Here is a 22722-nt window from a genome sequence, read left to right on the forward strand (position 1 = left end):
GAATCGATAAGCAGGAAATGTAGAATAACATTATGAGGAGGTAAAATGCTTTTACCTCCTCATTACAAGCTAAATAATAAAGTTTTTGATTTCATCGCAGAAGCTTTCGCATTCGTCAGCGTGAACATCTACCCTGATAGGTTTACTTAAGTCAAGACTGAAGATACCCATAATAGATTTTGCATCGACTACATAGCGACCCGATGTTAAATCAATATCAAAATCATATTTATTAACTATATTAACAAAATCCTTAACATCAGTGATGGACTTAAGTGAAATATTGAATGATTTCATACAATTTCCCCCTTTATATTTCTTTAGGTATTATTTGCTTCTGCTTATATATTAACCTGTTTGCAGTTGCAAGTCAATCGTGATATTGCTAAAATTTACTTAGTATTTTATAACTATTTTTTTCATATCAAAATAAAGTAGAGGAGTATTAAAGAAACAATGAAAAGGGTTGCATTCTACACATTAGGCTGCAAAGTAAACCAATATGAGACGGAGGCAATATCCGAGATGTTTGAAAAAGCAGGCTATAGGATAGTTGACTTTGAACAAGAAGCCGATGTTTATGTGATAAATACATGTACTGTTACAAATTTGAGTGACCGAAAGTCCCGACAAATGATAAGAAGAGCCAAAAGAAATAATGAGGATTCCATAGTGATTGTAGTTGGATGTTATGCTCAGACCGCTCCACAGGAAGTGAGCGAAATTGAAGGGGTAAATATGGTTGTTGGGACTCGGGATAGAAGCAGAATTATAGAGTATCTTGAGGAGCTGGAGTCTTTTGGCGGCCGACGGAATTATGTTGAAGATATAATGAAAACCAGGGAATTTGAGGAATTGGGTGTTGATGTATACAAAGAACGTACCCGGGCTTTTATTAAGATACAGGAGGGATGCAATCAGTTTTGCACATATTGTATAATTCCTTATGCAAGGGGACCCGTAAGAAGCCGTTCGGAGGAAAACATTCTAAAGGAAGTGGCAGGGCTTGCCCAAAGCGGATATAAAGAAATAGTACTTACTGGAATACATGTTGCCTCTTATGGAAAAGATATAAAGACCACTTCTTTGGTTGAAATTATGAAAAAGGTCCACGAAGTTGAAGGGATAGAAAGAATCAGACTTGGTTCAATTGAGCCTACAACGGTAACGGAAGAATTTGTTGAAGCGATAAAGGGAATGGAGAAGTTGTGCCCTCAGTTCCATATTTCACTTCAAAGCGGATGTGACAGCACTTTAAAGCGGATGAACCGAAAGTATACCACTAAAGAATATCTTAGGTCTGTAAGGCTTCTGAGAGATAATTTGAAGGATGTCGCTATTACAACTGATGTTATGGTCGGTTTTCCTGGAGAAACCGATGAAGAATTCAACGAAACATACAGATTTCTTGAAGAAGTTTTCTTCTCGAATATGCATGTATTCAAGTATTCCCGTAGAAAAGGTACACCGGCTGCGTCTTATCCCAATCAGGTTTCGCCGCAAAAAAAAGAAGAAAGAAGCCGCAAGTTGATTGAGCTTGCTTCCAATATGACATTAAAATACAACAGAGGTTTCATAGGCAAGACTTTGCCGGTGTTGTTTGAGCAGGAAGTAAAGGGAAAAGAAGGTTTTATGGAAGGATTGACACCAAATTATATACGGGTTGAATGCAGAGGAAATAAGGATATAGAAGGAGAAATTCTTGATGTGCAGCTAAAAGAGACTGAAAATGATTTTATCATCGGGGAGATAGTAAGGTGACATTATTGCATACAAGTTTTTAAAACTTTAAGGAAACTGCGAGAATAAAAGATACAACATAATCAGATAAGCAGAATTGGCGTCAATTGTCCTCAAAAATATTGCATAATTTATCCTATTGTATTACTATATATATATATGCGTGGTGTTATGACAGTGATTTGGTACCATTTACCATTAGTCCTTACTTGGACAGGAGAGTGATTAGTTATGGCAAACAATGAAACTATGATGTTTAGTGTTGAAAAAGAAAAGGTTAATGAAGCCAGGGAATTGCTTTTATCTGTATATCAGGCTTTAAAAGAGAAGGGTTACAATCCCATTAACCAGATTGTAGGTTATATTCTTTCGGGGGATCCGACCTACATAACTAATCATCTGGATGCCAGAAGTTCTATCAGAAAATTGGAAAGGGACGAGCTTTTAGAGGAAATACTAAGATGTTATCTGGAAGAATCTATTAATAAAGGCTCCGTATGATAAATACGGAGTTTTTTATAGTATTTTGACACTTAAAGTCACTTGTAAAGCTTTGTTCTTTATCTGAAAAATGCTCTATTTGAAATATGTCGATTAATAAATAATGAAGTTGTTAGGCTGGTGTAATAATTGGAATATTGTAAATTGGGTAATACAGATTTGGAAGTTTCAAAGCTATGTTTTGGCGGACTTATAATTGGACCTCTTCAAGCAAATCTTCCTCCAGAGCGTGGAGCCGAAATAATTTTAAAGGCTTTTGAGCTTGGTGTCAATTTTATTGATACGGCAGAGCTTTATGGTACTTATCCTCATATCAGACAAGCATTAAAAAAAACAAATAAGAATATTGTAATCGCGACGAAGTCTTATGCTTATTCTGCCGAAGGGGCAAAGGAAAGTCTGGAGAAAGCAAGGAAAGAATTGGATATTGATGTGATAGACATTTTCTTGCTTCATGAGCAGGAGAGCAGACTTACATTACGGGGTCATAGAGAAGCTCTGGAATATTATATTTCGATGAAAGAAAAGGGAATAATAAAAGCGGTTGGAGCATCAACCCATAATGTAGAAGTCGTGGATGCCTGTGCCGAGATGCCGGAGATTGATATAATTCATCCTATAATAAACAAGAGTGGCATTGGTATAGGAGACGGAACAATAGAAGATATGCTGAAAGCTGTCAAAAAGGCCTATGATGCAGGGAAAGGAATATACGGTATGAAGCCTTTGGGAGGAGGCAATCTGATTAAATCCTATGAGGATTCTATGGATTTTGTGCTCAACATTCCGTATATACATTCCATAGCTCTCGGTATGCAGTCAATAGAAGAAGTAATTATGAATGTATGCGTATTTGAGTGCAAAGAGGTGCCTCAAGATGTCAAGAAAAATCTCGAGAGTAGAAAAAGACAGCTTCATATTGACTGGTGGTGTGAAGGTTGCGGAAAATGCGTAGAAAGATGCAAACAGGAGGCTCTAAGACTAGTTGACGGAAAAGCAAGGGTCTTGGAAGAAAAATGTGTATTATGCAGTTACTGCGCATCGGTTTGTCCTGTATTTGCTATCAAGGTATCATAGTTTTGAAGATAATAAAAGCTCTGAACCAAAAGAATTATCATAAGAGTGTCGGAGGTATCTATGAGGATAATGGGAATTGATTACGGCGACAGCAGAATTGGGATTGCCATTAGCGACCCGTTGGGATGGACAGCTCAAGCACTTGAGACCATAAGCTGGAAAACAGATGTTGAAGTTCCGATTAAAAGAATATCTGAATTAATTGAAGATTATGAGATAAAAACGGTCATCATAGGTTTTCCAAAAAACATGGATGGTACCGTTGGTGTTAGGGGAGAGAAGACAATAGAGTTTGTTGAGTTGTTGACCCAAAGAGTAAAGGATATTGAAGTTATAAAGTGGGATGAAAGGCTGACTACAGTTGCTGCGAACAGAACTATGCATGAAATGGGAGTAAAGAAGTCAAAAAAGAAGCTGGTTGTGGATCAGATTGCTGCAGTATATATTCTGCAGGGATATCTCGACAGCCAAGGTAAGGCTTGATATGTTGAAAAACAGGTTCTAGCTTGCAAATGCAGATGCTTTAACTGTATTTACTTGTGCAAAATCTTTTTTGCAACATATATAAATATTGATAAAGTGAAAATAATAGTTATATGCACTGGAATTTATCGAGGGTTGTGATATAATCTATACTTAATAATGGAAAATAGGAGGAATATTTTATGACAGAAGAAAGAGACGATCTTGTGGTACTGGTTGATGAGAATGGTGAGGAAAACGAGTTTGAACATCTGGATACAATTGATTATAACGGAAACGAATACGTAGTTCTCTTGCCGATTGAACAGAGCGAAGAGGAAAAAGACATGGAGGAAGTGGTTATCCTAAGGATTGATCAGAGCGCTGATGGAGAAGATAGCTTTGTGACTGTTGAGGATGACGAGGAATTGGATGCTGTCTTTGAAGAGTTTAAGATGAGAATGGAAGAAGAATTCGAGTTTGATGAGGAGTAATGCAAAAATACATCCCCGGGTCTGGTGGTGAGAAACCCAGATTCGGGGTTTTCCTTATACAAAAATGATAACATAAATTGTATTTTTCTGATAAATGTAAAGAGGATTTTACTTTTTTATGTAGAAATATTAATGTTGCAAATCTACTAAAGATAATGGGGGAATAAAATGTTTAGCAATATTTCTTTTAAAAAGGGAGTAATGTTATTAGGAATATTAGCCCTTATGGTGTTTCCGGCTTCTTGTAACCGAAGCAGCAGTACAGGAAATGACGCGGATGCAAGTCCAGTGCCTACAGAAGACAATACCAACTTCGACTATATGGAGCAGGCAAGTCCTGATCCAAACAATGATGAAGAAAAAGTGAATTTTGTTTTTCCTGAAAAAGGCGTTAGGCCCTATGCTGTAATGATTGATAACCAGGGTTCGATTTGTCTTCCGCAAGGTGGAATGAGCCAGGCGCAGGTTATTTATGAAGCAGTTGTTGAGGGAGGCATAACGAGATATATGCCTGTATTCTGGGGACTGAAGACGGAGCTTATTGGGCCTGTCAGAAGCTCACGTCACTATTTCCTTGACTATGCAATGGAGCATGATGCAATTTATGTGCATATTGGATGGAGCCCCATGGCAATGGCGGACATACCGAAGTTTGGAATAAATAACATAAACGGTGCCCACGGTGTTTTCTGGGATATTACACAGGACAAGTCAAACTGGCAGGATACCTATACATCGATGGAGAAACTGGAAGAGTATGTGAAAAAAGTCAACTATAGAACCAATACAGAAAAAGATATGGTCTTTAAGTATCATGAAAAAGATCAGGAGTTGATAAATGGTAAAAAGGCAGAAAAAATCAACCTTGTATATTCTGCTGAGTATAAATCCTATTATGAATATGATGCTGAGAAAAAACTATACCTAAGGTTCAGAAATGGCAAGCCCCACATTGAAAGGCAGACTGAAGAACAGCTTACTGCAAAAAATATTATTATCCAGAAGGTTAAAAATTATGATATAAAGGGCGACCAGGCTGGAAGGCAAGAGGTTAATACAGTAGGAAGCGGAGAAGGTTATTATATTACAAATGGAAAGTGTATTGATATTACATGGTCAAAATCGTCTAGACCGGAGAAAACGAAATATCTCGATAGTGAAGGAAAAGAAATAGTTTTAAATCCCGGTCAGACATGGGTCCAGATATTCCCTGTATCGGGTAATTTTGAAATAGAATAAGCATAGGTGCATAAAAAGCCATCAACAGAAGAAATTGTGCCGGACATGGCATCCTACCGATATAGGTTGATGTTGATAAAAAAGAGCATATTGGTTATTATTATATATAGAACATATGTAAGTAATAGCATTTTAGCATTATAGTGTTCAAAAATTCTGAATAAGGTATAATAGTTAGACCAAAAAAACTGTTTTTAGTTTAACAGTAGTATATATCAAATATATGATTAATATTATATGCCTATTCATTTGATTTTTATGGAGGTTAAGTTGGGTATTAGAGTTAGTGATAGAATATTACAAAATGTAGAGAAACCATCAAGGTATACTGGGAATGAATGGAATAGCGTTATAAAGGATTTAAATGAAATTGATATTAGGTTTGCTTTCTGTTTTCCGGATGTCTATGAAGTCGGAATGTCTCATCTGGGCATGAAAATATTGTATCACCTTCTCAACGAGAGGAGTGATACTTACTGTGAAAGGGTTTTTGCTCCATGGGTTGACATGGAAGCAAAAATGAGGGAGCATAATATACCTCTTTTTGCCCTTGAGACCCGAGATCCATTAACTGAGTTTGATTTTGTAGGTTTTACTCTTCAGTATGAGATGAGTTATACAAATATAATAAACATGCTTGATCTTGCGGGAATACCTGTGTTGAGCAGCGAGAGGACAAAGGAGCATCCTTTTGTTTGTGCCGGTGGTCCTTGTGCATATAATCCGGAGCCTTTGGCAGATTTTGTGGATTTTTTCATGATGGGCGAAGGCGAGGAAATAATTAATGAAGTTATGGATGTGTATGTCCAATGGAAGAAGCAAAACTTGCCAAGAGAAGAATTTTTGCGTTCCATATCATCAATAGAGGGAATATATATTCCTCAATTCTATGAGGTAAAATACAACGATGATGGTACTATAAGCTCTTTTTCGCCAAAAAAGGACGAGTATCCGAAGAAAATAAGAAAAAGGATTATAAAGGATCTGGACAAGGTTTATTTTCCGGAAAAAATAGTTGTTCCTTTTACGGGAATTGTCCATGACAGGATAATGGTTGAGTTGTTCCGAGGCTGCACCAGGGGGTGTAGGTTCTGTCAGGCAGGTTTTATTTATAGGCCCGTGAGAGAAAGAACGGCGGACAGGCTTTTGGAGATATCCAGAAAGCTTCAGGAGAGTACGGGCTATGAGGAAATGTCGCTTACTTCTCTAAGCACAAGCGACTATACGTCGTTAAAAGAGCTCACCGATGGGTTGATTAGTGAGATGGAGCCAAAAAAGGTGAACCTTTCTCTTCCCTCCCTTCGAGTGGATTCCTTTTCCCTTGAACTTATGGAAAAGGCACAGAAGGTTCGAAAAAGCGGCCTTACTTTTGCACCTGAAGCGGGAACTCAGAGGCTTCGTAATGTTATAAATAAAGGGGTAACGGAAGAAGATCTTATAAAATCGGTTTCTACAGCTTTTGGAGGCGGTTGGAACGGAGTAAAGCTTTACTTTATGCTGGGTCTTCCGACGGAAACCTTGGATGATATTGCAGGTATTGCAGAACTTGGACATAAAGTTGTTGAGGCATATATGAGTACACCAAAGGAAAAAAGAGGCAAAGGGCTTAATGTTACCATAAGCACATCATCCTTTGTTCCAAAACCCTTTACCCCCTTTCAGTGGGAGCCTCAGGACAGCATGGAGGTTTTGAGAGAAAAACAGTTCTTCCTAAAAGGCAGAATAAAAAGCAAGAATATTAAGTACAATTGGCATGACCCACAGCTTAGCTTTCTTGAAGCAATTTTTGCCCGGGGAGACCGGAAGTTGGGAAAGGTACTATTGAAGGCTTTTGAAAAGGGATGTAAATTTGACAGTTGGGGTGAGCATTTCAAATTTGACAGTTGGATGGAGTCTTTCCGTGAATGCGGAATTGATCCTTTATTCTATGCTGGCAGAAAAAGGTCATATGATGAAATTTTGCCTTGGGATCATATTGATATCGGAGTCTCGAAGAAATTCTTGCAAAGAGAACATGAAAAGGCTTTAAAAGAAGAAGTTACCTCAAACTGCAGAGTGAACTGTTCTGGCTGTGGGGCCACTGTCTTTGAGGGAGGGATTTGTGTTGAGTAGCATCAGGGTAAAGTTTGTCCGGGGTGAGGAAGTAAAGTACATTTCGCATCTGGATTTGATGAAGATGTTTGAAAGAGCTCTAAGGCGTTCAAAAATTCCTATAGCATATTCTCAGGGGTTTAACCCTCATCCGGATATGGTGTTTGGGCTTCCGCTTTCGGTGGGAGTTACCAGCGAATCGGAATATGCTGATTTTGAGCTTGAAAGCGATGTTAATCCCAGTGAGTTCACACAGAGACTGAACCAAAACCTTCCCGTCGGTATAGAAATTGTCGGTGCTTGTGAGAATAAGATGACTTCCAACATCATGGCTTCAGTGGCAGGCGCATCATACGAAGTATTGGTTTTGACTGAGGGCAAAGTTGGAGTAGAAGATTTGAAAAGCAAACTTGTGGGATTTCTAAAAGAAGAGCAGATATTTATTGAAAAAGCATCTAAGGGGAAGTTAAAGAAGATAGATATACGTCCAATGATTTATAGTATTGATGTAAACAGTGCAGGAAATTCAGAGGTTGCCGAAAATACAGAAGCTGCTTTCGGGTATACAAACCCCTGGATTCTAAGATACGTTGATATGCTAAAGGCTGAGGATAATCAATTCAAGCAAAATAATCCATCGGCAATTTTGTGCTTTACAATGCTACTTGCTGCAGGAAGTGTGGCAAATTTAAAACCGGAGTTTGCTATTATGGCCTTTGGAAGATATGCAGGCATTGATTTTGACATATTGAAAATACATCGTTCCGGTCTTTTCATTGGAACCAGAGAAAAATTGATGAATCCTCTGGACGGTCATGTATTATTATCTATATGAGGTGGTAGAATGGTTAGTGAAATTGTTGTTGATGTGGGGCTTAATGAAAGAAGAGTGGCTCTTTTAGAAGACAAAGAGCTGGTTGAGATATTTATAGAGAGAAACGATTCGGAACGTCTTGTGGGCAATATTTATAGAGGACGAGTAGAAAGCGTTCTACCTGGCATGCAGGCGGCATTTATAGATATTGGATATGAAAAGAATGCTTTTTTGTATGTCGGAGATGCCATATCGCAGAAAGAATTTTCTGAAGATGACGAAGAGGTTTATAACGAGGTTAAAAGCCATAGTATTGAAGAGATATTAAGACCCGGTCAAGAAATAACGGTACAGGTGACCAAGGAACCCATAGGAACAAAAGGACCTAGGGTTACTACCCACATAACGCTGCCGGGAAGGCAGATGGTGCTTCTTCCTAATGCTGATTACGTCGGTATTTCCAGAAGGATAGAGCAGGAGGAGGAACGTTCGAAGCTTAAGAAGATTGCAGAAAAAATTAAGCCCAAGAATATGGGGATAATCGTAAGGACTGTTTCTGAAGGTAAACGAGAGGAAGACTTTAAAAATGATCTGAACTTTTTGGTTAAGCTTTGGGCAAAGATTAAGCAGAGGGAACAGAGTGGACCGGTTCCCCGTTGCCTGCACAAGGATTTGAGCATAATTTATAGAGCTGTCAGAGACATCTTTACATGGAATATTGACAGGTTTATTATTAATGATCGACAGGAATATAACAAGGTTCTTGAACTAGTTGAAATGCTTTCACCGGCTCTGAAGCTGAGGGTTGAGTATTTTAACAAAAATATTGATTTGTTTGAGCATTACCAGATTGACAGTATGATACAGAAAGCATTGGCCAAAAAAGTCTGGTTAAAATGCGGAGGATATCTTATAATTGAGAGAACAAAGGCTCTTACGGTTATTGATGTAAATACAGGAAAATACGTCGGAGTAAACAATCTGGAGGAAACCGTCTTAAAAACCAATCTTGATGCTGTTAAAGAGATTGGAAAGCAATTGAGACTTAGGGATATCGGCGGCATAATTATTATTGATTTTATTGATATGCATGAGCCGGAGCACCAGCGGGAGGTAATAGAGGCCCTAAAGCAGGTGCTGAAAAAGGATCGCACCAAGACCACTGTAGTAGGTATGACTGGCCTTGGTCTCATTGAAATGACGAGAAAAAAGGTGAGGGAAGGTCTTGAATCTATGGTACTCCATGACTGCCCTTATTGTGAAGGAAAAGGGAAAATACTTACGCCTGAGTCGGTTGCAAGGAATATTGAGAAGGAAATAAGCAAATACTTCACAAAAACGATAGCCAATGCCATTATGGTAGAGGTGCATCCTACTGTAGCCGAGGTGTTAAGGGGCGAAGACAACGATAATCTTACAAGAATTCAGAATTTATTTAATAAAAAAGTCATAATCAAGCCGACAGCAGAAGTGAGTCATGAGGAAATGAAAATAAAAGAAGTTGACATAGATACACTGTTGTGATAGAATATTGCGGTAGCCGCTCGGTTCAGGTTTAGTAAATGCAAGCAATAGTTTATTCTGTTGCTGCTACCTTTTGCCGGCGAGACTGGGTAGGGAGGTGTTTTATATGTACGCTATAATTGAGACAGGCGGAAAACAGTACAAGGTTCAGGAAGGTGACGTAGTTTTTATTGAAAAGCTCATGAATGAAGAAGGTTCTGCGATCACTTTTGATAAGGTTGTGGCTGTAGCAAAGGAGGACAAAGTGAGCTTCGGCGCTCCGTTCGTAAGCAATGCCACTGTCACTGCTAAAGTATTGAGCCATGGTAAGGATAAAAAGGTTATTGTTTTCAAATATAAGCCTAAGAAAGGTTATAGAAGAAAGCAGGGCCACAGACAGCCTTATACGAAAATTCAGATTGAAAAGATAAATGCATAAGGTATTAATCCGATGATTAAAGTCAAAGTAATCAGGGATAGTGATGGTTTCATACGTGAATTTACAGTTACAGGACATGCAGGCTATAGCAGGCGCGGAAGAGATATTGTGTGTGCGGCTGTATCGGCTCTTGCGTATGCTGCAGCGGGAGCTCTGGAAGAGCTTGCCGGCATAAAAGGGTATACCGAAAGGGATGGATATATGAGATGTGCTGTCCCGAAAGAGATACCGGCAGAGAAAAAAGAGACGGCTAGAACTATCCTTGAGACTGTGGTATTAGGTTTAAAACAAGTTGAACTTGGATATGAAAAGTATGTTTCGGTTTTAGATAAGGAGGTGTTAACCGATGATTAAGGCTAATTTGCAGTTGTTTGCCCATAAAAAAGGTGTGGGTAGTACAAGAAACGGTCGTGATAGTGAATCTAAAAGACTTGGAGTAAAAAGAGCCGACGGTCAGTTTGTTACGGCCGGGAACATTCTGGTTAGACAGAGAGGTACAAAAATACATCCCGGTACAAATGTTGGAATCGGGAAGGACGATACACTCTTTGCTTTAGTAGATGGAAGAGTGAAGTTCTCAAGGTTGGGTAGAGATAGAAAACAAGTAAGTATTATTACAGCATAGAGAATAAATTGTGAATCCCGGTTTTACCGGGATTTAATTTTTATATTTGTGCAATACTAAGGGATAGAAAAATTCTTTATTATAGTATATGCCATGGAGTTGAAATATAATGTTTATTGATAGTGCAAAAATTTATATAAAGGCTGGAGACGGCGGAAACGGCGCGGTATCCTTTCATAGAGAAAAGTACATAAATAAGGGTGGACCGGACGGCGGAGACGGCGGAAAAGGCGGAGATGTCGTTTTTATTGTGGATGAGGGATTAAGGACACTTCAGGATTTCAGATACAAAAGACGCTACAAAGCTGAAAACGGTCAAAACGGTGGTAGCTCCAACTGTTCCGGAAAAGGCGGAGGGGATCTGATAATCAAGGTTCCTCCGGGAACTCTGGTCAGAGACGAGCAAACTGGCAGGATTATAGCTGACCTTGTGAAACCTGGGCAGAGGACTGTAATTGCAAAAGGCGGCAGGGGTGGAGCCGGAAATCAGCATTTTGCAACACCTACAAGACAAGTGCCTAATTTTGCCAAGCCTGGGGATCCTGGAGAAGAGCTGTGGGCAATACTAGAGCTTAAACTACTGGCTGATGTCGGGTTGATAGGTTTTCCCAACGTGGGCAAGTCTACAATTCTTTCAATGGTTACTGCTGCACAACCAAAGATTGCGAATTATCATTTTACCACAATAGACCCGAATCTGGGCGTTGTAAATATTGATGCTGAAAACGGCTTTGTGATGGCTGATATACCGGGGATTATCGAAGGTGCTCATGAAGGTGTAGGGTTGGGCCATGAGTTTCTAAAGCATATAGAAAGAACGAAGCTTCTTATTCATGTTGTGGATATTTCAGGGTCCGAGGGAAGGGATCCCATTAAGGATTTTGAAATAATCAATGAGGAGCTGAAAAAATACAATCCGGTGCTATTTGAGAGACCGCAGATTGTTGCAGCAAATAAAATGGATGTTACAGGTGCGGAGGAGAACCTCGAAGTGTTCAGAAAATCTGTTGAGTCTCAGGGATATCAAGTGTTTCCTGTGTCTGCCGCATCCAATAAAGGACTTAAAGAGTTGGTGTATTATGCTGCTCAAAGGATTAAGGAGCTTCCCGATACTATTCTTACAAGTGATGAAGAGGATGAGGTACTGTATACAGCAGTTGAAGAAGAGCCTTTTGAGGTTCGAAAGGAAAATGATATCTTTGTAGTTGAAGGAAACTGGGTAAAGAAGCTGGTTGGTTCCACCAATTTTGACAATTATGAGTCGCTGCAATATTTCCAAAGATCCATAAAGAGAAAAGGTATTGTTGATGCCCTAGAGAACATGGGGATTAATGAAGGAGATACGGTAAAAATGTACGACTTGGAGTTTGAATATTTTAGATAAAATTTATTAAAACACCCTTTAAATGTTGGACCTAACAATGTATACAAAAAGAATTGCTGGACAGATATGCATTGTATGTTGTAAAATATATATATAATAAACTTAATATAAGCATGATAAAACGGAGGGGCATTAGTAAGCTTTATGGAATGTTTTAATTGTGGAAACTGTAAAACCGGCAGTGCGGCGTATTATTGCTTGATGAAGGATGATTTTCTGCTAAACGAAGAAGCTACATCCCAAGTGGTTGAAAAGACCAGGGCGGGATGGAAAAAGGGGCATCCTGGATATGAGGTTCAAAGGAGAAAAAGCCGGAAGGAAGTTGAGGCATAATAAGACATGAATGGGGATAGGTTCAGCTATCCCCATTATTTTGAGTTATTTTGCAAATATGAGGTATTATAACAGTCCGATTGGATTGAAATAGAAATAATTAACAAGGAGAGTTTATATGCTTACAGGTAAGCAGAGAAGTTATTTAAGAAGTCTTGCAAACAGTGTCGAACCTATTTTTCAGGTTGGCAAGGGTGGAATAAATGATAATATGATAAAGCAATTTAACGAGGCTTTAGAGGCCCGGGAGCTTATAAAAGTTACAGTGCTTAAAAATGCCATGGTTGAGACAAAAGAAGTTTGCAATGAAGCGGCAAGTCTTGTAGGAGCTGAAGTAGTACAGGTTATAGGGAATAAATTTGTCCTTTATAAGGAATCAAAGGAGAATAGGTTAATAGAGCTTCCATAATATGTATTTTTAATGCTAAAAAGTGACGTTGGGAGAGCCCCATAAGGGGCTCGGTGTACCAACAAAAATATTACTTTTGCTCATTGTTTTCAGTTCTGTCTTTTAGAAGGCTTTCAATTATTTCGCTATATATTTCCTGGGGGTACTTCTTCCAGTTTTCACAAATTCGCCGTGCATCATTTTTGGTTCCAACAGTAACCTTTAAATCTATAAGAGTAAAATTATCTTCCCGAACCTGACACAAAACAGTAAACTCATTTTCCCTGCCTGGAATGTAGTCGGCGGATATAAAGGTTTCATTTCTGATATTGTTCCTTATATTGGATATGCTATTATCAATCAGGCTCTTTATACCCCTAGGAATATGGTTGGTAAAATAACTCAGTGTCTGTTTTCCCGAAGGAGTAATGGTGTAAAATGCTTTATTATCAATATTTTCAAATAATAAATAGTTATTGCTGCAAAGTTCATCGAGAAGCTGCTGAAGCATGAAATAATTCATAAATTTATTCTCTAGGATGATTTTTGTTATTTGCAGGTTACTGATTGGTATATTTACTTTGTCAATAATATAAAGCAGAATTAGTTTATTCTCTGCGAGTTCTTTGTTGCTGCCGATACTCATAGCAATAATCATTCCTTTCGCTCAGCTTATTTACGTTTCTTATTATGTAATCATATAATATGTTGAGTGTATTATAACATAGTAAAGGGGTGTTATGCCATATTGCCCGCAAACAAATCGAATTTTAGTTTGTATTTATGATTATATATAAAATTGCGAATAAACAATGACACATGCTGGAAGAATTGCAATGTATGTTTTATAATATGTTAATGTATATTATTGTGAAAAATAAAGACTTTAGCGAGGAGTATTTTTATGGAAAAATTTAACAAGGTTCAAGATAAATTAATTGATTTAGGGGCATCCTTTATCGGGTGTTCCGATGTTGAAGCATACCTTCCGGAAAGTCTCAAAAAGGTTAGATATGCCATAACCGTTGGGGTAAGACTATCCGATTTTGTTATTGATCAGATAGACGCCAGGCCCACCTATACTTACTTTCACCATTACAGGACGGTTAATACGTTGATAGACCAGATAACCTTAAGGGGACAGATAGAGATTCAGAACATGGGTTATACTGCTATGGCGGTGCCAGCCTCTCAGACAGTAAATGACTTGGAGGACAGTTATTCGGGCATCTTCCAGCATAAGACTGCTGCTGTAAAAGCAGGTTTGGGATGGATAGGAAAAAGCGGTTTGTTTATCAGCTCGAAATCTGGTCCTAGAGTAAGGTTAGGGACGATATTAACAGATATGAAGCTGCCATTGCAATCCGATACTACCCTGAATGGTTGCGGCGACTGCAGAATTTGTGTTGACAGCTGCCCGGCAATGGCTTTGACCGGCAATAGCTGGTTTGAAGGCTGCGACAGAAGTCATATAGTTGATGCGAAAGCGTGCAGTGAATATATGAACAGGAACTTCAAACATATAGGCAGAGGCTCAGTATGTGGTATTTGCATCAGAGTATGCCCTAAAGGTTTTCTAAATAAAAATATTGATTTATTACAAGGCAGGAGATAACAAAAAATGAAGAAAATACTTCTTATTAACGATAGCAAATTCGAAAGCTTGATACTAAAGGACATGCTAATTGATATAGGATATATTGCCGGTATTGCTGATGAATATGATGCGATAGACAAGGTGCAAGCCATGCATCCCGATTATATTATTGTAAATCGTGTGATGAAGGGAATATATGGTGATGAATTGGCTTCAAAAATAAAATCTCGTTTTCCGGATATAAGATGTATTTTGTCTTCCTGTGACTCAATCAGTATTGATGATTTTGAAAATACCGATATTGACGCAATAATTAAGACACCTATTGATCAATATAGGCTCAAAATTGTTTTGAATAGTATGGAATATCCTAAGGATGACAAAAGAAAATAATGCATGTTTATTCTTTTTGGCCCGCGAGAATAATAAATGCAGGGTGATAATAGTGGAATACATGTTTTATTATTTTTCATTATTTGGAGTATTGGTTAGTTTGATTATATGTCTTTATTTTAAATCTTTTGACTTCAAAAGCAGCATTATAGGTATAGTAACAGTTGCGTTTTCGATGGTTTATGAAACGGTTCTAGGCGGTTATTTTGGGCTTTATTACTATCTCAATCCCAAAGACTCAATAATCTATATGGTGCTGTCGGCAATTTTATTGTATCCGGCCTTGAATATTATCTATACAATGTTTCTGCCCAAAAAGAAGAAGGCTATACTTGGATACACAGCTACTTGGATGATAGCTATGCTCATCTTTGAGTATTTTAGTGTGATATCCGGTACAGTAGTTTTTACGGGGTGGAAACCCTTCCCATGGTCTGTGGTTACTTATATCGTCACTTATCTATGGGTCTATTTAATATACAGGTATTTAAGCAATAAAAGATTGAGTCTGAAACTTTCGTAATTTTTTCGAACTGTATATTTTCCAATAGATATTTTACTTTGACCTTCGATATTGCAAAATATATAGTTCATTTTTTTAACAAATACAGTCGCGCAAAATTCTTTATTACATCGAATCTCGAGTTATACAACAGGTGACGAATACCAGGAAAGCCTATTGCAGCCAAAATAAAATCGTAGGTCTCGTTGCTGGCAGTATTAAAGGCTTTCCTCATTTGATAAAGCTGATAGTTATGCTTTGTAACTCGCTTAAGAAGCCTTTCATAGTCATCACCTTCTGCGATTGATCGGGCTGCCATCACGCCCATTTCTATGGAGTTTAGCTGGCCAAAGCCCAAAAAGGGGTCTATTGCACCACCGGAGTTGCCGACAAAATATATATTATCTACCTTGTGGGGATAAGCAAACCCTGTATCATGAGCTTGCTTGAATTCTTCTATGATGGTGTAATTTAAGTTTTCATAATCCAAAAAAACCTTCCAATAGTGGTCAACCTCTTTTTCATTTACATCGCTTACTACCAATACAATTGAAGCTTTTTTATTGTTAAAGGGTGTAAGGTAAGCATATCCGCTTTTGCAATAATCTCTATTGATCCACATAACTAGATTGGTAGGATCGAAGTCCCCCAATAGTATTGCTCCTCTAATATATGTTCTGATTGTTGGATGCCAGCAGCCCAACTGATTGGTGAATAGAGTATCTCCACTAGCAACAACGACATAGTCAAACTCCTTGGCTAAAGGATCAATATCTCCAAAGGTATTGAAGTTTATTTTGGAGGATTTAAGATGAGAAAAAAGCTGCATAGGCAGGGAATCTTCATCTTTTCCTCTTTTTAAGAAGAATCCAAAATTGCCCTTAATCACTGTTTTCCTATTTGGAGAAATATGTGTAAGAGTGTTGACGCTATTAACAGGTGTTATGCTTAAATTAAAGTTCTTCTTAATATATTTTATTGCGTCTTTTATGGGTCTATGCTGAATTTCCAGAAGAGCGGAAATATGGCTGTATGGATCTCCTATATATCCTTTTTTTTCAAATATTACCGGACTTATACCGTGTCTTTCCAATTCGTAAGCACACGAAAGGCCTGATAACCCTCCGCCAATTATTGCAACTTTCACATCAAATACCTCCAAATCTTTTTAGAAATATTAACCATGCAGATACCATTAGACCGTTTACAAGTGTTAGTATAGTATACAACCAGATATTCATCAGGTATTTTCCTCCTTTTTATCCAGCACTACTATGGAAAACCAGCTTAGTATAACCATTACGCATATATCTATAACAATACTGTTAGTAAAGTGCCAGTTGGTGTAAGTAAGGTTCCCACTTAAGAGTAGTAAAATTTCTTGAAAGTAAAAGAGGGTTGAAAATACAAATATATTTGCAATTCTAAGCCATCTTTTTTGTGGGTAGAACTGGGCAAAGAGAGTACCTATAGTGAATACAGGCCCTGCAGTAAAGAAAAGGGAAGATCCCATTATACTAATCATAGGATTATTTATTGAGTATAATCCATAACTAATAGCATGTGTGTCTACTACAAGCTGCAGGGCCAAAGCCAAGACTCCACACCAGATATTCTTTTTTAATTGACGAGGCTCAGCAAAAGCAAACAAGGCTATCCAACTGACAGCAAATAGTATAATCCATTCCATAATGAAATTATCTCCCCATAGGCGGTATAATTAAAGTTTATAGGCTAAATTCTAGGTCTTAAGGGGAATAGTTTGGATATAATTCCCTCCGATGATTGAAGTCTATCTATTTTCTGCTGAAGGCTTACTATAGCTCTCATTTCATCGTCCCTGAGTTGCGTAAAAACCTGTCTTGCTTCAGGATTTCTGACAGAAATAAGGCTCTCATTATAGAACATCTCATTTGAAATTCTATATTGCAGTAAATCCTGTAAAATTTCAATTTGCTCCAATATAATCACCATGCTTTCTTTATGGCATTTAAAATAAACATAAACAATGAATAATCACTTTTTATCAATTGATAATAGAATCATCTTGTCATTTATCATTTTTATATGATCCCGGGAATTTTGCGAAAAATCCCTTAGAATATTTTTTAGTTCCTTATCCTTTGAAATCTTAAAGTAGTGTTCATATTTTTTTATTAATAATTCTTCTCTGTTTATTGATTCGGTGAATGCTATATTTAAAATATATTGTTGTGACTGTTTCTCCATAAATTCCTCCGATAGAGCAAAATTAAATTAATATATAAATATTTTTATCTTTTCTGCAGATATTATTCTTATGAATTAATAAGGAAGCAATGTTAAAGTAATACGGATTATGAAACAATAGCAATTTTAGATGATATACATAAACCAAATATTAAGGTGGGATTTTATGAAAGTGGCCATAATCGGTGCAGGATTGGCCGGTCTGTCCTGCGCCCTTGAATTGGAGAGAAACGGGATATCTCCGGTTATTTTTGAGAAAAGAGCTCATATAGGTGAAGACTACATGTTTTCCAGTACAACCCTCAAATTATTTGAGAGAACATACAGGAATCCTGTGAAATATTTCAATAAAAAGTATGATTTGAGCCTTGTGCCATATTCGCAGCTAAAGGAAATAATAATGAAAGGATCTTCAAAAACAGGTGTTGTAAGCGGGAGATTGGGATATATATTCATGAGAGGAGATGAGAAAAACTCCATGGAGAACCAGATTGCAAGGCATATCAAGACTCCTATACATTTTGACAGCTACATCAATGTTGATGATATAAGAAAGGATTTTGACTATATCGTTGCGGCTACAGGTGATGAAACTGTAGCAAATCAGCTGGGAGTGTGGCATGCAACTATAAGTGTTTATACAAGAGTTGCTCTTATACTGGGACATTTCAAAGTCAACTCTGCGAGAATGTGGGTTAACCGGGAATATTCCAAAGCATGCTATGGATTCTTATCTCCCCATAGCAAAAAAGATGGAAGATTGCTATTATCTGTGAACGATATATCCAATCATGAGTTTGATCATTACTGGAACAATTTCATAAGATTGGAGGAAGTACAATATAAAATAATTGAGACAAGGGACAATGTAACTAGACTTGGATACGTATCTTCGGCGAAAGTAGGGAATATCTATTTGGTGGGGACTGCTGCGGGACTCATTGATGATTTTTTGGGTTTTGGTGCAATTAACGCTATTGAAAGCGGAATTCTTGCGGCACAAGCAATCATAAAAGGAAAGGACTACAATGAGCTGATTAGACCTATAAAAGAACATGCACTTGGAATTCATGAATTCCGAAAGGTGATAAATGAATTCAGCAACGAGGACTATGACAGGTTGATAAAGATTTTGACTATGCCTCTTATAAAACAGATTATTTATAATAACCCTGTGGCGAAGGTTGGAAAGGTTACGCCTACAGTAAAAAAATACAACAACTGGAAGGATAAAAGAAAACGGCGTTTTTTTAAACGATAGTCACAACATCGAGATTGGGTCAAAATAGCTCTGAAATAATAACCAATAACTAATACTTGATTTTTTGATTTATATGTTTTAGTCTATATATGTTTAGAGTTATTTCATAATGTTGAATCATAACAAAGGCTATGTAAACCAACTGCTAGAGAATTCATATATTGAAATAGCGTAAAATGTATATAAGTGAGGTTTTTATATGAAGGTCAGCATAGAAAGAGTAAGAAGTAATATTTTTACCGATCTAAAACCGCAGTTGAATATATTTGGAATAGTTTATGCTGTTATTTTTGTATGTTCTGTTGTGTTTAAAGGTGTATTTCTTCAATTTCAAAACCAGATTAATTTTAAGCCCTTTTTGTCAACGACAAATATGTTTATGATTGTCGCAACAATGTCATTTGCATTGGTACTGTTGTCTCTTCCTATTGTTTTTCATACAAAGAGAAGGACGTTATTTTTCGTATTAAGCATCTTGATATCGGTTTTGTTTTTTGCCGATGCTCTGTATTTGCGCTATTATAACACAATAATAACAATACCGGTCATTTATAATGCACGCTATTTAGGCCCGGTTAAAGAGAGCATCATGAGTCTTATTAGAATTAGTGACATACTTTATTTTCTAGATATTCCGGTTTTGGCAGTAATGTCGTTTGTGTTTTCCAAAAGGACTTATAAGAATAAGTTTCCATTGATTAAGAGATGCATAGTGGCAGTAGTACTGATGGTGATATCCTTTGGGTCCTTTAAAATTGCATACAGCAAGAATGATATGTCCGAGTACGACAACAATTACATTGTGAAGAACTTTGGTATAGGTTATTTTCACTACTACGATGTAAAGAAGTATGTAAAGGAAAACTACCTTAGGGACAAAAAGCTAAAAAATGAGGAGAAAAGTGAGCTTGTATCCTTTTTCGATGAGAAAAACGGGGAGGCCGGCAAACTACCGAATAAATTCTGCGACATTGCAAAAGGTAAAAACCTTATTGTTATCCAGATGGAGGCGCTTCAGCATTTTGTTATCAACAGGGAAATCAATGGTAAGGAAATAACTCCGAACTTAAACAAGCTTGCGAAGGAAAGTTTGTATTTTGATAATATCTATGTACAAGTGGCAGGAGGCAATACATCGGATGCCGAGTTTATGACTAATACTTCATTATATCCTGCAAAAGAAGGTGCTGCATATTTTAGGTTTGCAACAAATGAGTATAATACTATTGCCAAGGAATTAAAAAATGAAGGCTATAATTCCTATGCTTTGCATGCCTACGGTCCCGCTTTCTGGAACAGGACGGAAATGTACAAGGCTATAGGTTTTGATACTTTTATAAGCTCAAATGACTATGTTATGGACGAATACATAGGCTGGGGAGGCTGGGCACTTAGTGATGACTCGTTTTACAGACAGTCTATGGATATCATTGATGTCAGCTCGCCATTCTATTCGTTTTTCATAACTCTTTCCGGCCATCACCCCTATTCCTATTTTGAGGATAAGCAGACCTTTGATGTCGGAAAATATGACAGGACTTATCTTGGCAATTATATTAAGGCTCAAAACTATGCTGATGCTGCCATTGGGCGTTTTATGGAAAAGCTTAAGGCCATGGGATTGTATGAAAATAGTCTTATTGTTATTTACGGGGACCATACAGGTCTTCCGAAGACACAGGCGGGAGAACTTCTGGATCTCCTCCAACTATCCGACAGTAAAGTGGATTGGATAAGGCTTCAAAAGATACCTTTGCTGATACATTGCCCGGGAGTAGAAGGAGAAACCATTACTACGACCGGAGGACAGGTAGATATATTTCCTATGATAGCCAATATGATGGGGATTGATAACTATTATGCCATGGGCAAAGACCTGTTGAACAGCCAAAAGGGTTATGCAGTATTAAGAAACGGGTCTGTACTGACAGACAGCTATTACTACTGCAGCGAGGATGATACTGTCTATGATATAAAGAACGGCGAAGTTCTCGATAAGAAGGATTATGAAGATGAAATAAAAGAGTACCAAAAGGATCTTCGAATATCCGACATTATATTGGAAAAAGATGCACTGCGTAAACTAAAATAAAGGGTTAAAATAAAGAATAATATAAAAAAATATATAACAATATAAAAAAAGTGCAGTCAAGGTGTAATTTGTATTTGAATTATATCGTATATGTCTATATAATTAAAATATATTATTAAAGTGTTATAATGGCTTAGTGTATAAACAATGAAGGAGAGTATTTAAAATGACATCTTTCTTTAGATCAAGAATTGCAAAAATTGTTCCGGTAATAGCTTTATCTCTTTCTTTACTACTTACAGGATGTAATAGCAGTCCAAAGTTGAATGACGGCCTTGAGTCGCCTATTCCCAATACCTCGGGACAAGACGTAGGGCAAGGGGATAATTCTTCCGCACCTTCAACACCTACACCTACACCGATACCGCAACCAACGGCTACAATTGACGTTCAAAGTGTTAAGCCTAATGAGGTCGGTAAAATAATGGTTGTTATGTTTCATAATTTTGTTGAATCTTTTACTCCTACAAGCTATGATAATGGGGAATATACTACTACCTTCAGTGAGTTTGAAAAGCTGCTTCAAAGCTTATATGATGACGGTTACAGACTTATTAGCATGAATGATTATTTGAATAACAATATTTCTGTGCCTGCAGGATGCATACCGATAATATTTACATTTGATGACGGAACCGCGGGCCAGTTTAATCTGATTGAGGAAAATGGGACTCTTAAAGCGAACAAAAAGTCTGCGGTGGGTATTATGGAAGAGTTTTACGAGAAGCACCCTGACTTTGGGCTTAAGGGGACTTTCTATGTAAACCTTGGCAACAGTACTTTTGATGGTAAGGGTACCCTTGGAGAAAGGCTTAACTATTTGGTCGACAAAGGATTTGAGATTGGTAATCATACCTATACCCATATAAATTTGAAAAACACTACGAGTGCCGATAAAATACAGGAAGAGATTGGAAATAACCAGAAGACTATTGCAGAGCTTGTACCTGGATATAAAATGACTACTTTTTCTCTTCCCTATGGACTTCCATCCAAAGATCTTCAGAACTATGTTCAAAAGGGTGCATATGAAGGGGTGGAATACGAACATGCGGCAATTATGGAGGTTGGCTGGGATCCGGCTCATTCTCCGGCATCCAAGGATTTTACTCCCCTCTCAACCCACAGAGTTAGAGCTTCGGGAATTAATCCGGTAGAATGCGATTTGGCATGGTGGATTAAGAATTTATCAAGAAAAGAGCAGTATGTTAGTGATGGAAACCCTGATACCATTACGGTTCCTCAGAGTATGGAAAATAAAGTTGATAAGGATAAGCTAAAGGACAAGGAGCTCATAATTTATTAAGGTTTAAAATACAATTTGAATTAACCTAGAGCAAAAGGGACTTAGCGGTCCCTTTTCTATTATTTAGCCTCTTGGAATGAAATGAAAGAGGCAAAAGCGAAGGGACTCGATGTCCCGAGTTTTTGTTGTCTTTATGAATACCACCTGCTATGCAGGTGGTTCCAAAAAGCTTATAGCTATGAGTAGATAAAAATACCTCCATTTGCTAAAATATAGCGGGTTTAGCCGACCGCATAAATAGCAAAAGGAGGT

The 22722-nt window shown here is 37.6% G+C and carries 27 protein-coding genes; 21 read left to right on the forward strand and 6 right to left on the reverse strand.

Annotated elements, in window-relative coordinates:
* Positions 1-69: 69 nt before the first annotated feature.
* A complete protein-coding gene (locus EFD62_RS08570) occupies positions 70-297 on the reverse strand; it encodes an HPr family phosphocarrier protein (RefSeq protein WP_069194319.1) in 228 nt (75 codons plus the stop codon).
* Positions 298-456: 159 nt separating this feature from the next.
* Between EFD62_RS08570 and mtaB the strand changes: the two genes are divergently transcribed.
* From mtaB to yhbY, 15 genes are all read left to right on the forward strand, one after another.
* Positions 457-1761, forward strand: a complete 1305-nt coding sequence (gene mtaB, locus EFD62_RS08575) for a tRNA (N(6)-L-threonylcarbamoyladenosine(37)-C(2))-methylthiotransferase MtaB (RefSeq protein WP_069194318.1) — start codon at positions 457-459, stop codon at positions 1759-1761.
* Between the two features lie 210 nt (positions 1762-1971).
* Positions 1972-2241: an IreB family regulatory phosphoprotein gene (locus EFD62_RS08580; RefSeq protein WP_069194317.1), complete on the forward strand. Its 270-nt coding sequence runs from the start codon at positions 1972-1974 to the stop codon at positions 2239-2241.
* 129 nt (positions 2242-2370) lie between these two features.
* Positions 2371-3318, forward strand: coding sequence for an aldo/keto reductase (locus EFD62_RS08585; RefSeq protein ID WP_069194316.1), 948 nt, complete (start codon positions 2371-2373; stop codon positions 3316-3318).
* Between the two features lie 60 nt (positions 3319-3378).
* The gene (ruvX, locus tag EFD62_RS08590) at positions 3379-3801 is read left to right on the forward strand and encodes a Holliday junction resolvase RuvX (protein WP_069194315.1); all 423 of its coding nucleotides are present in this window, start codon (positions 3379-3381) and stop codon (positions 3799-3801) included.
* A gap of 182 nt (positions 3802-3983) precedes the next feature.
* Positions 3984-4274 (forward strand): DUF1292 domain-containing protein, encoded by a 291-nt coding sequence (locus EFD62_RS08595; protein ID WP_069194314.1) that lies wholly within the window; start codon positions 3984-3986, stop codon positions 4272-4274.
* A 168-nt stretch (positions 4275-4442) separates the two neighbouring features.
* Positions 4443-5513, forward strand: coding sequence for a DUF3048 domain-containing protein (locus tag EFD62_RS08600; protein ID WP_069194313.1), 1071 nt, complete (start codon positions 4443-4445; stop codon positions 5511-5513).
* Between the two features lie 270 nt (positions 5514-5783).
* On the forward strand, positions 5784-7625 hold the full coding sequence (locus EFD62_RS08605) for a TIGR03960 family B12-binding radical SAM protein (protein WP_069194312.1): 1842 nt from the start codon (positions 5784-5786) through the stop codon (positions 7623-7625).
* A complete protein-coding gene (locus EFD62_RS08610; RefSeq protein ID WP_069194311.1) occupies positions 7615-8439 on the forward strand; it encodes a TIGR03936 family radical SAM-associated protein in 825 nt (274 codons plus the stop codon). Before EFD62_RS08605 ends, EFD62_RS08610 begins: the two co-directional genes overlap by 11 nt.
* A gap of 9 nt (positions 8440-8448) precedes the next feature.
* Positions 8449-9942 carry an Rne/Rng family ribonuclease gene (locus EFD62_RS08615; RefSeq protein WP_128705982.1) on the forward strand — a complete coding sequence of 498 codons (1494 nt, stop codon included), beginning with the start codon at positions 8449-8451 and terminating at the stop codon, positions 9940-9942.
* Between the two features lie 106 nt (positions 9943-10048).
* Positions 10049-10360: a 50S ribosomal protein L21 gene (gene rplU, locus EFD62_RS08620; RefSeq protein ID WP_069194310.1), complete on the forward strand. Its 312-nt coding sequence runs from the start codon at positions 10049-10051 to the stop codon at positions 10358-10360.
* 12 nt (positions 10361-10372) lie between these two features.
* On the forward strand, positions 10373-10714 hold the full coding sequence (locus tag EFD62_RS08625; RefSeq protein ID WP_069194309.1) for a ribosomal-processing cysteine protease Prp: 342 nt from the start codon (positions 10373-10375) through the stop codon (positions 10712-10714).
* Complete coding sequence (gene rpmA, locus EFD62_RS08630; protein WP_069194308.1) at positions 10707-10985, forward strand: 50S ribosomal protein L27; 279 nt, start codon at positions 10707-10709, stop codon at positions 10983-10985. Before EFD62_RS08625 ends, rpmA begins: the two co-directional genes overlap by 8 nt.
* 109 nt (positions 10986-11094) lie before the next feature.
* On the forward strand, positions 11095-12369 hold the full coding sequence (gene obgE / locus EFD62_RS08635; protein WP_069194307.1) for a GTPase ObgE: 1275 nt from the start codon (positions 11095-11097) through the stop codon (positions 12367-12369).
* A 144-nt stretch (positions 12370-12513) separates the two neighbouring features.
* Complete coding sequence (locus EFD62_RS08640) at positions 12514-12702, forward strand: hypothetical protein (protein ID WP_069194306.1); 189 nt, start codon at positions 12514-12516, stop codon at positions 12700-12702.
* A gap of 118 nt (positions 12703-12820) precedes the next feature.
* Positions 12821-13111, forward strand: a complete 291-nt coding sequence (gene yhbY, locus EFD62_RS08645) for a ribosome assembly RNA-binding protein YhbY (RefSeq protein ID WP_069194305.1) — start codon at positions 12821-12823, stop codon at positions 13109-13111.
* 70 nt (positions 13112-13181) lie between these two features.
* Here the strand turns inward: yhbY and EFD62_RS08650 are convergent, their stop codons facing one another.
* Entirely contained in the window at positions 13182-13736 is a 555-nt protein-coding gene (locus EFD62_RS08650) for a DUF4364 family protein (RefSeq protein WP_069194304.1), read from the reverse strand.
* A 258-nt stretch (positions 13737-13994) separates the two neighbouring features.
* Between EFD62_RS08650 and EFD62_RS08655 the strand changes: the two genes are divergently transcribed.
* The 3 genes from EFD62_RS08655 (at position 13995) to EFD62_RS08665 (ending at position 15603) form a co-directional block, all read left to right on the forward strand.
* On the forward strand, positions 13995-14705 hold the full coding sequence (locus tag EFD62_RS08655) for a 4Fe-4S double cluster binding domain-containing protein (protein WP_128705983.1): 711 nt from the start codon (positions 13995-13997) through the stop codon (positions 14703-14705).
* 6 nt (positions 14706-14711) lie between these two features.
* Positions 14712-15080, forward strand: coding sequence for a response regulator (locus tag EFD62_RS08660; RefSeq protein WP_069194302.1), 369 nt, complete (start codon positions 14712-14714; stop codon positions 15078-15080).
* Positions 15081-15141: 61 nt separating this feature from the next.
* Positions 15142-15603 carry a hypothetical protein gene (locus EFD62_RS08665; protein ID WP_235832603.1) on the forward strand — a complete coding sequence of 154 codons (462 nt, stop codon included), beginning with the start codon at positions 15142-15144 and terminating at the stop codon, positions 15601-15603.
* 67 nt (positions 15604-15670) lie between these two features.
* On the opposite strand, the gene EFD62_RS08670 is transcribed toward EFD62_RS08665, so the two are convergent.
* The 4 genes from EFD62_RS08670 to EFD62_RS08685 form a co-directional block, all read right to left on the reverse strand.
* Entirely contained in the window at positions 15671-16729 is a 1059-nt protein-coding gene (locus tag EFD62_RS08670) for an NAD(P)/FAD-dependent oxidoreductase (protein ID WP_069194301.1), read from the reverse strand.
* Between the two features lie 93 nt (positions 16730-16822).
* On the reverse strand, positions 16823-17272 hold the full coding sequence (locus EFD62_RS08675) for a hypothetical protein (RefSeq protein WP_069194300.1): 450 nt from the start codon (positions 17270-17272) through the stop codon (positions 16823-16825).
* Positions 17273-17316: 44 nt separating this feature from the next.
* Positions 17317-17553, reverse strand: a complete 237-nt coding sequence (locus EFD62_RS08680) for a ferritin family protein (protein WP_235832604.1) — start codon at positions 17551-17553, stop codon at positions 17317-17319.
* 45 nt (positions 17554-17598) lie between these two features.
* Positions 17599-17811: a hypothetical protein gene (locus EFD62_RS08685; protein WP_069194298.1), complete on the reverse strand. Its 213-nt coding sequence runs from the start codon at positions 17809-17811 to the stop codon at positions 17599-17601.
* Positions 17812-17977: 166 nt separating this feature from the next.
* Between EFD62_RS08685 and EFD62_RS08690 the strand changes: the two genes are divergently transcribed.
* The 3 genes from EFD62_RS08690 (at position 17978) to EFD62_RS08700 (ending at position 22470) form a co-directional block, all read left to right on the forward strand.
* Positions 17978-19072 (forward strand): NAD(P)/FAD-dependent oxidoreductase, encoded by a 1095-nt coding sequence (locus EFD62_RS08690; protein WP_128705984.1) that lies wholly within the window; start codon positions 17978-17980, stop codon positions 19070-19072.
* A gap of 199 nt (positions 19073-19271) precedes the next feature.
* Positions 19272-21164, forward strand: coding sequence for an LTA synthase family protein (locus EFD62_RS08695; protein WP_069194296.1), 1893 nt, complete (start codon positions 19272-19274; stop codon positions 21162-21164).
* A 166-nt stretch (positions 21165-21330) separates the two neighbouring features.
* Complete coding sequence (locus tag EFD62_RS08700) at positions 21331-22470, forward strand: polysaccharide deacetylase family protein (RefSeq protein WP_069194295.1); 1140 nt, start codon at positions 21331-21333, stop codon at positions 22468-22470.
* Positions 22471-22722 lie beyond the last annotated feature (252 nt).

The sequence above is a fragment of the Acetivibrio mesophilus genome (genome assembly GCF_004102745.1).
GTDB classification, from domain to species: Bacteria; Bacillota; Clostridia; order Acetivibrionales; family Acetivibrionaceae; genus Hungateiclostridium; species Hungateiclostridium mesophilum.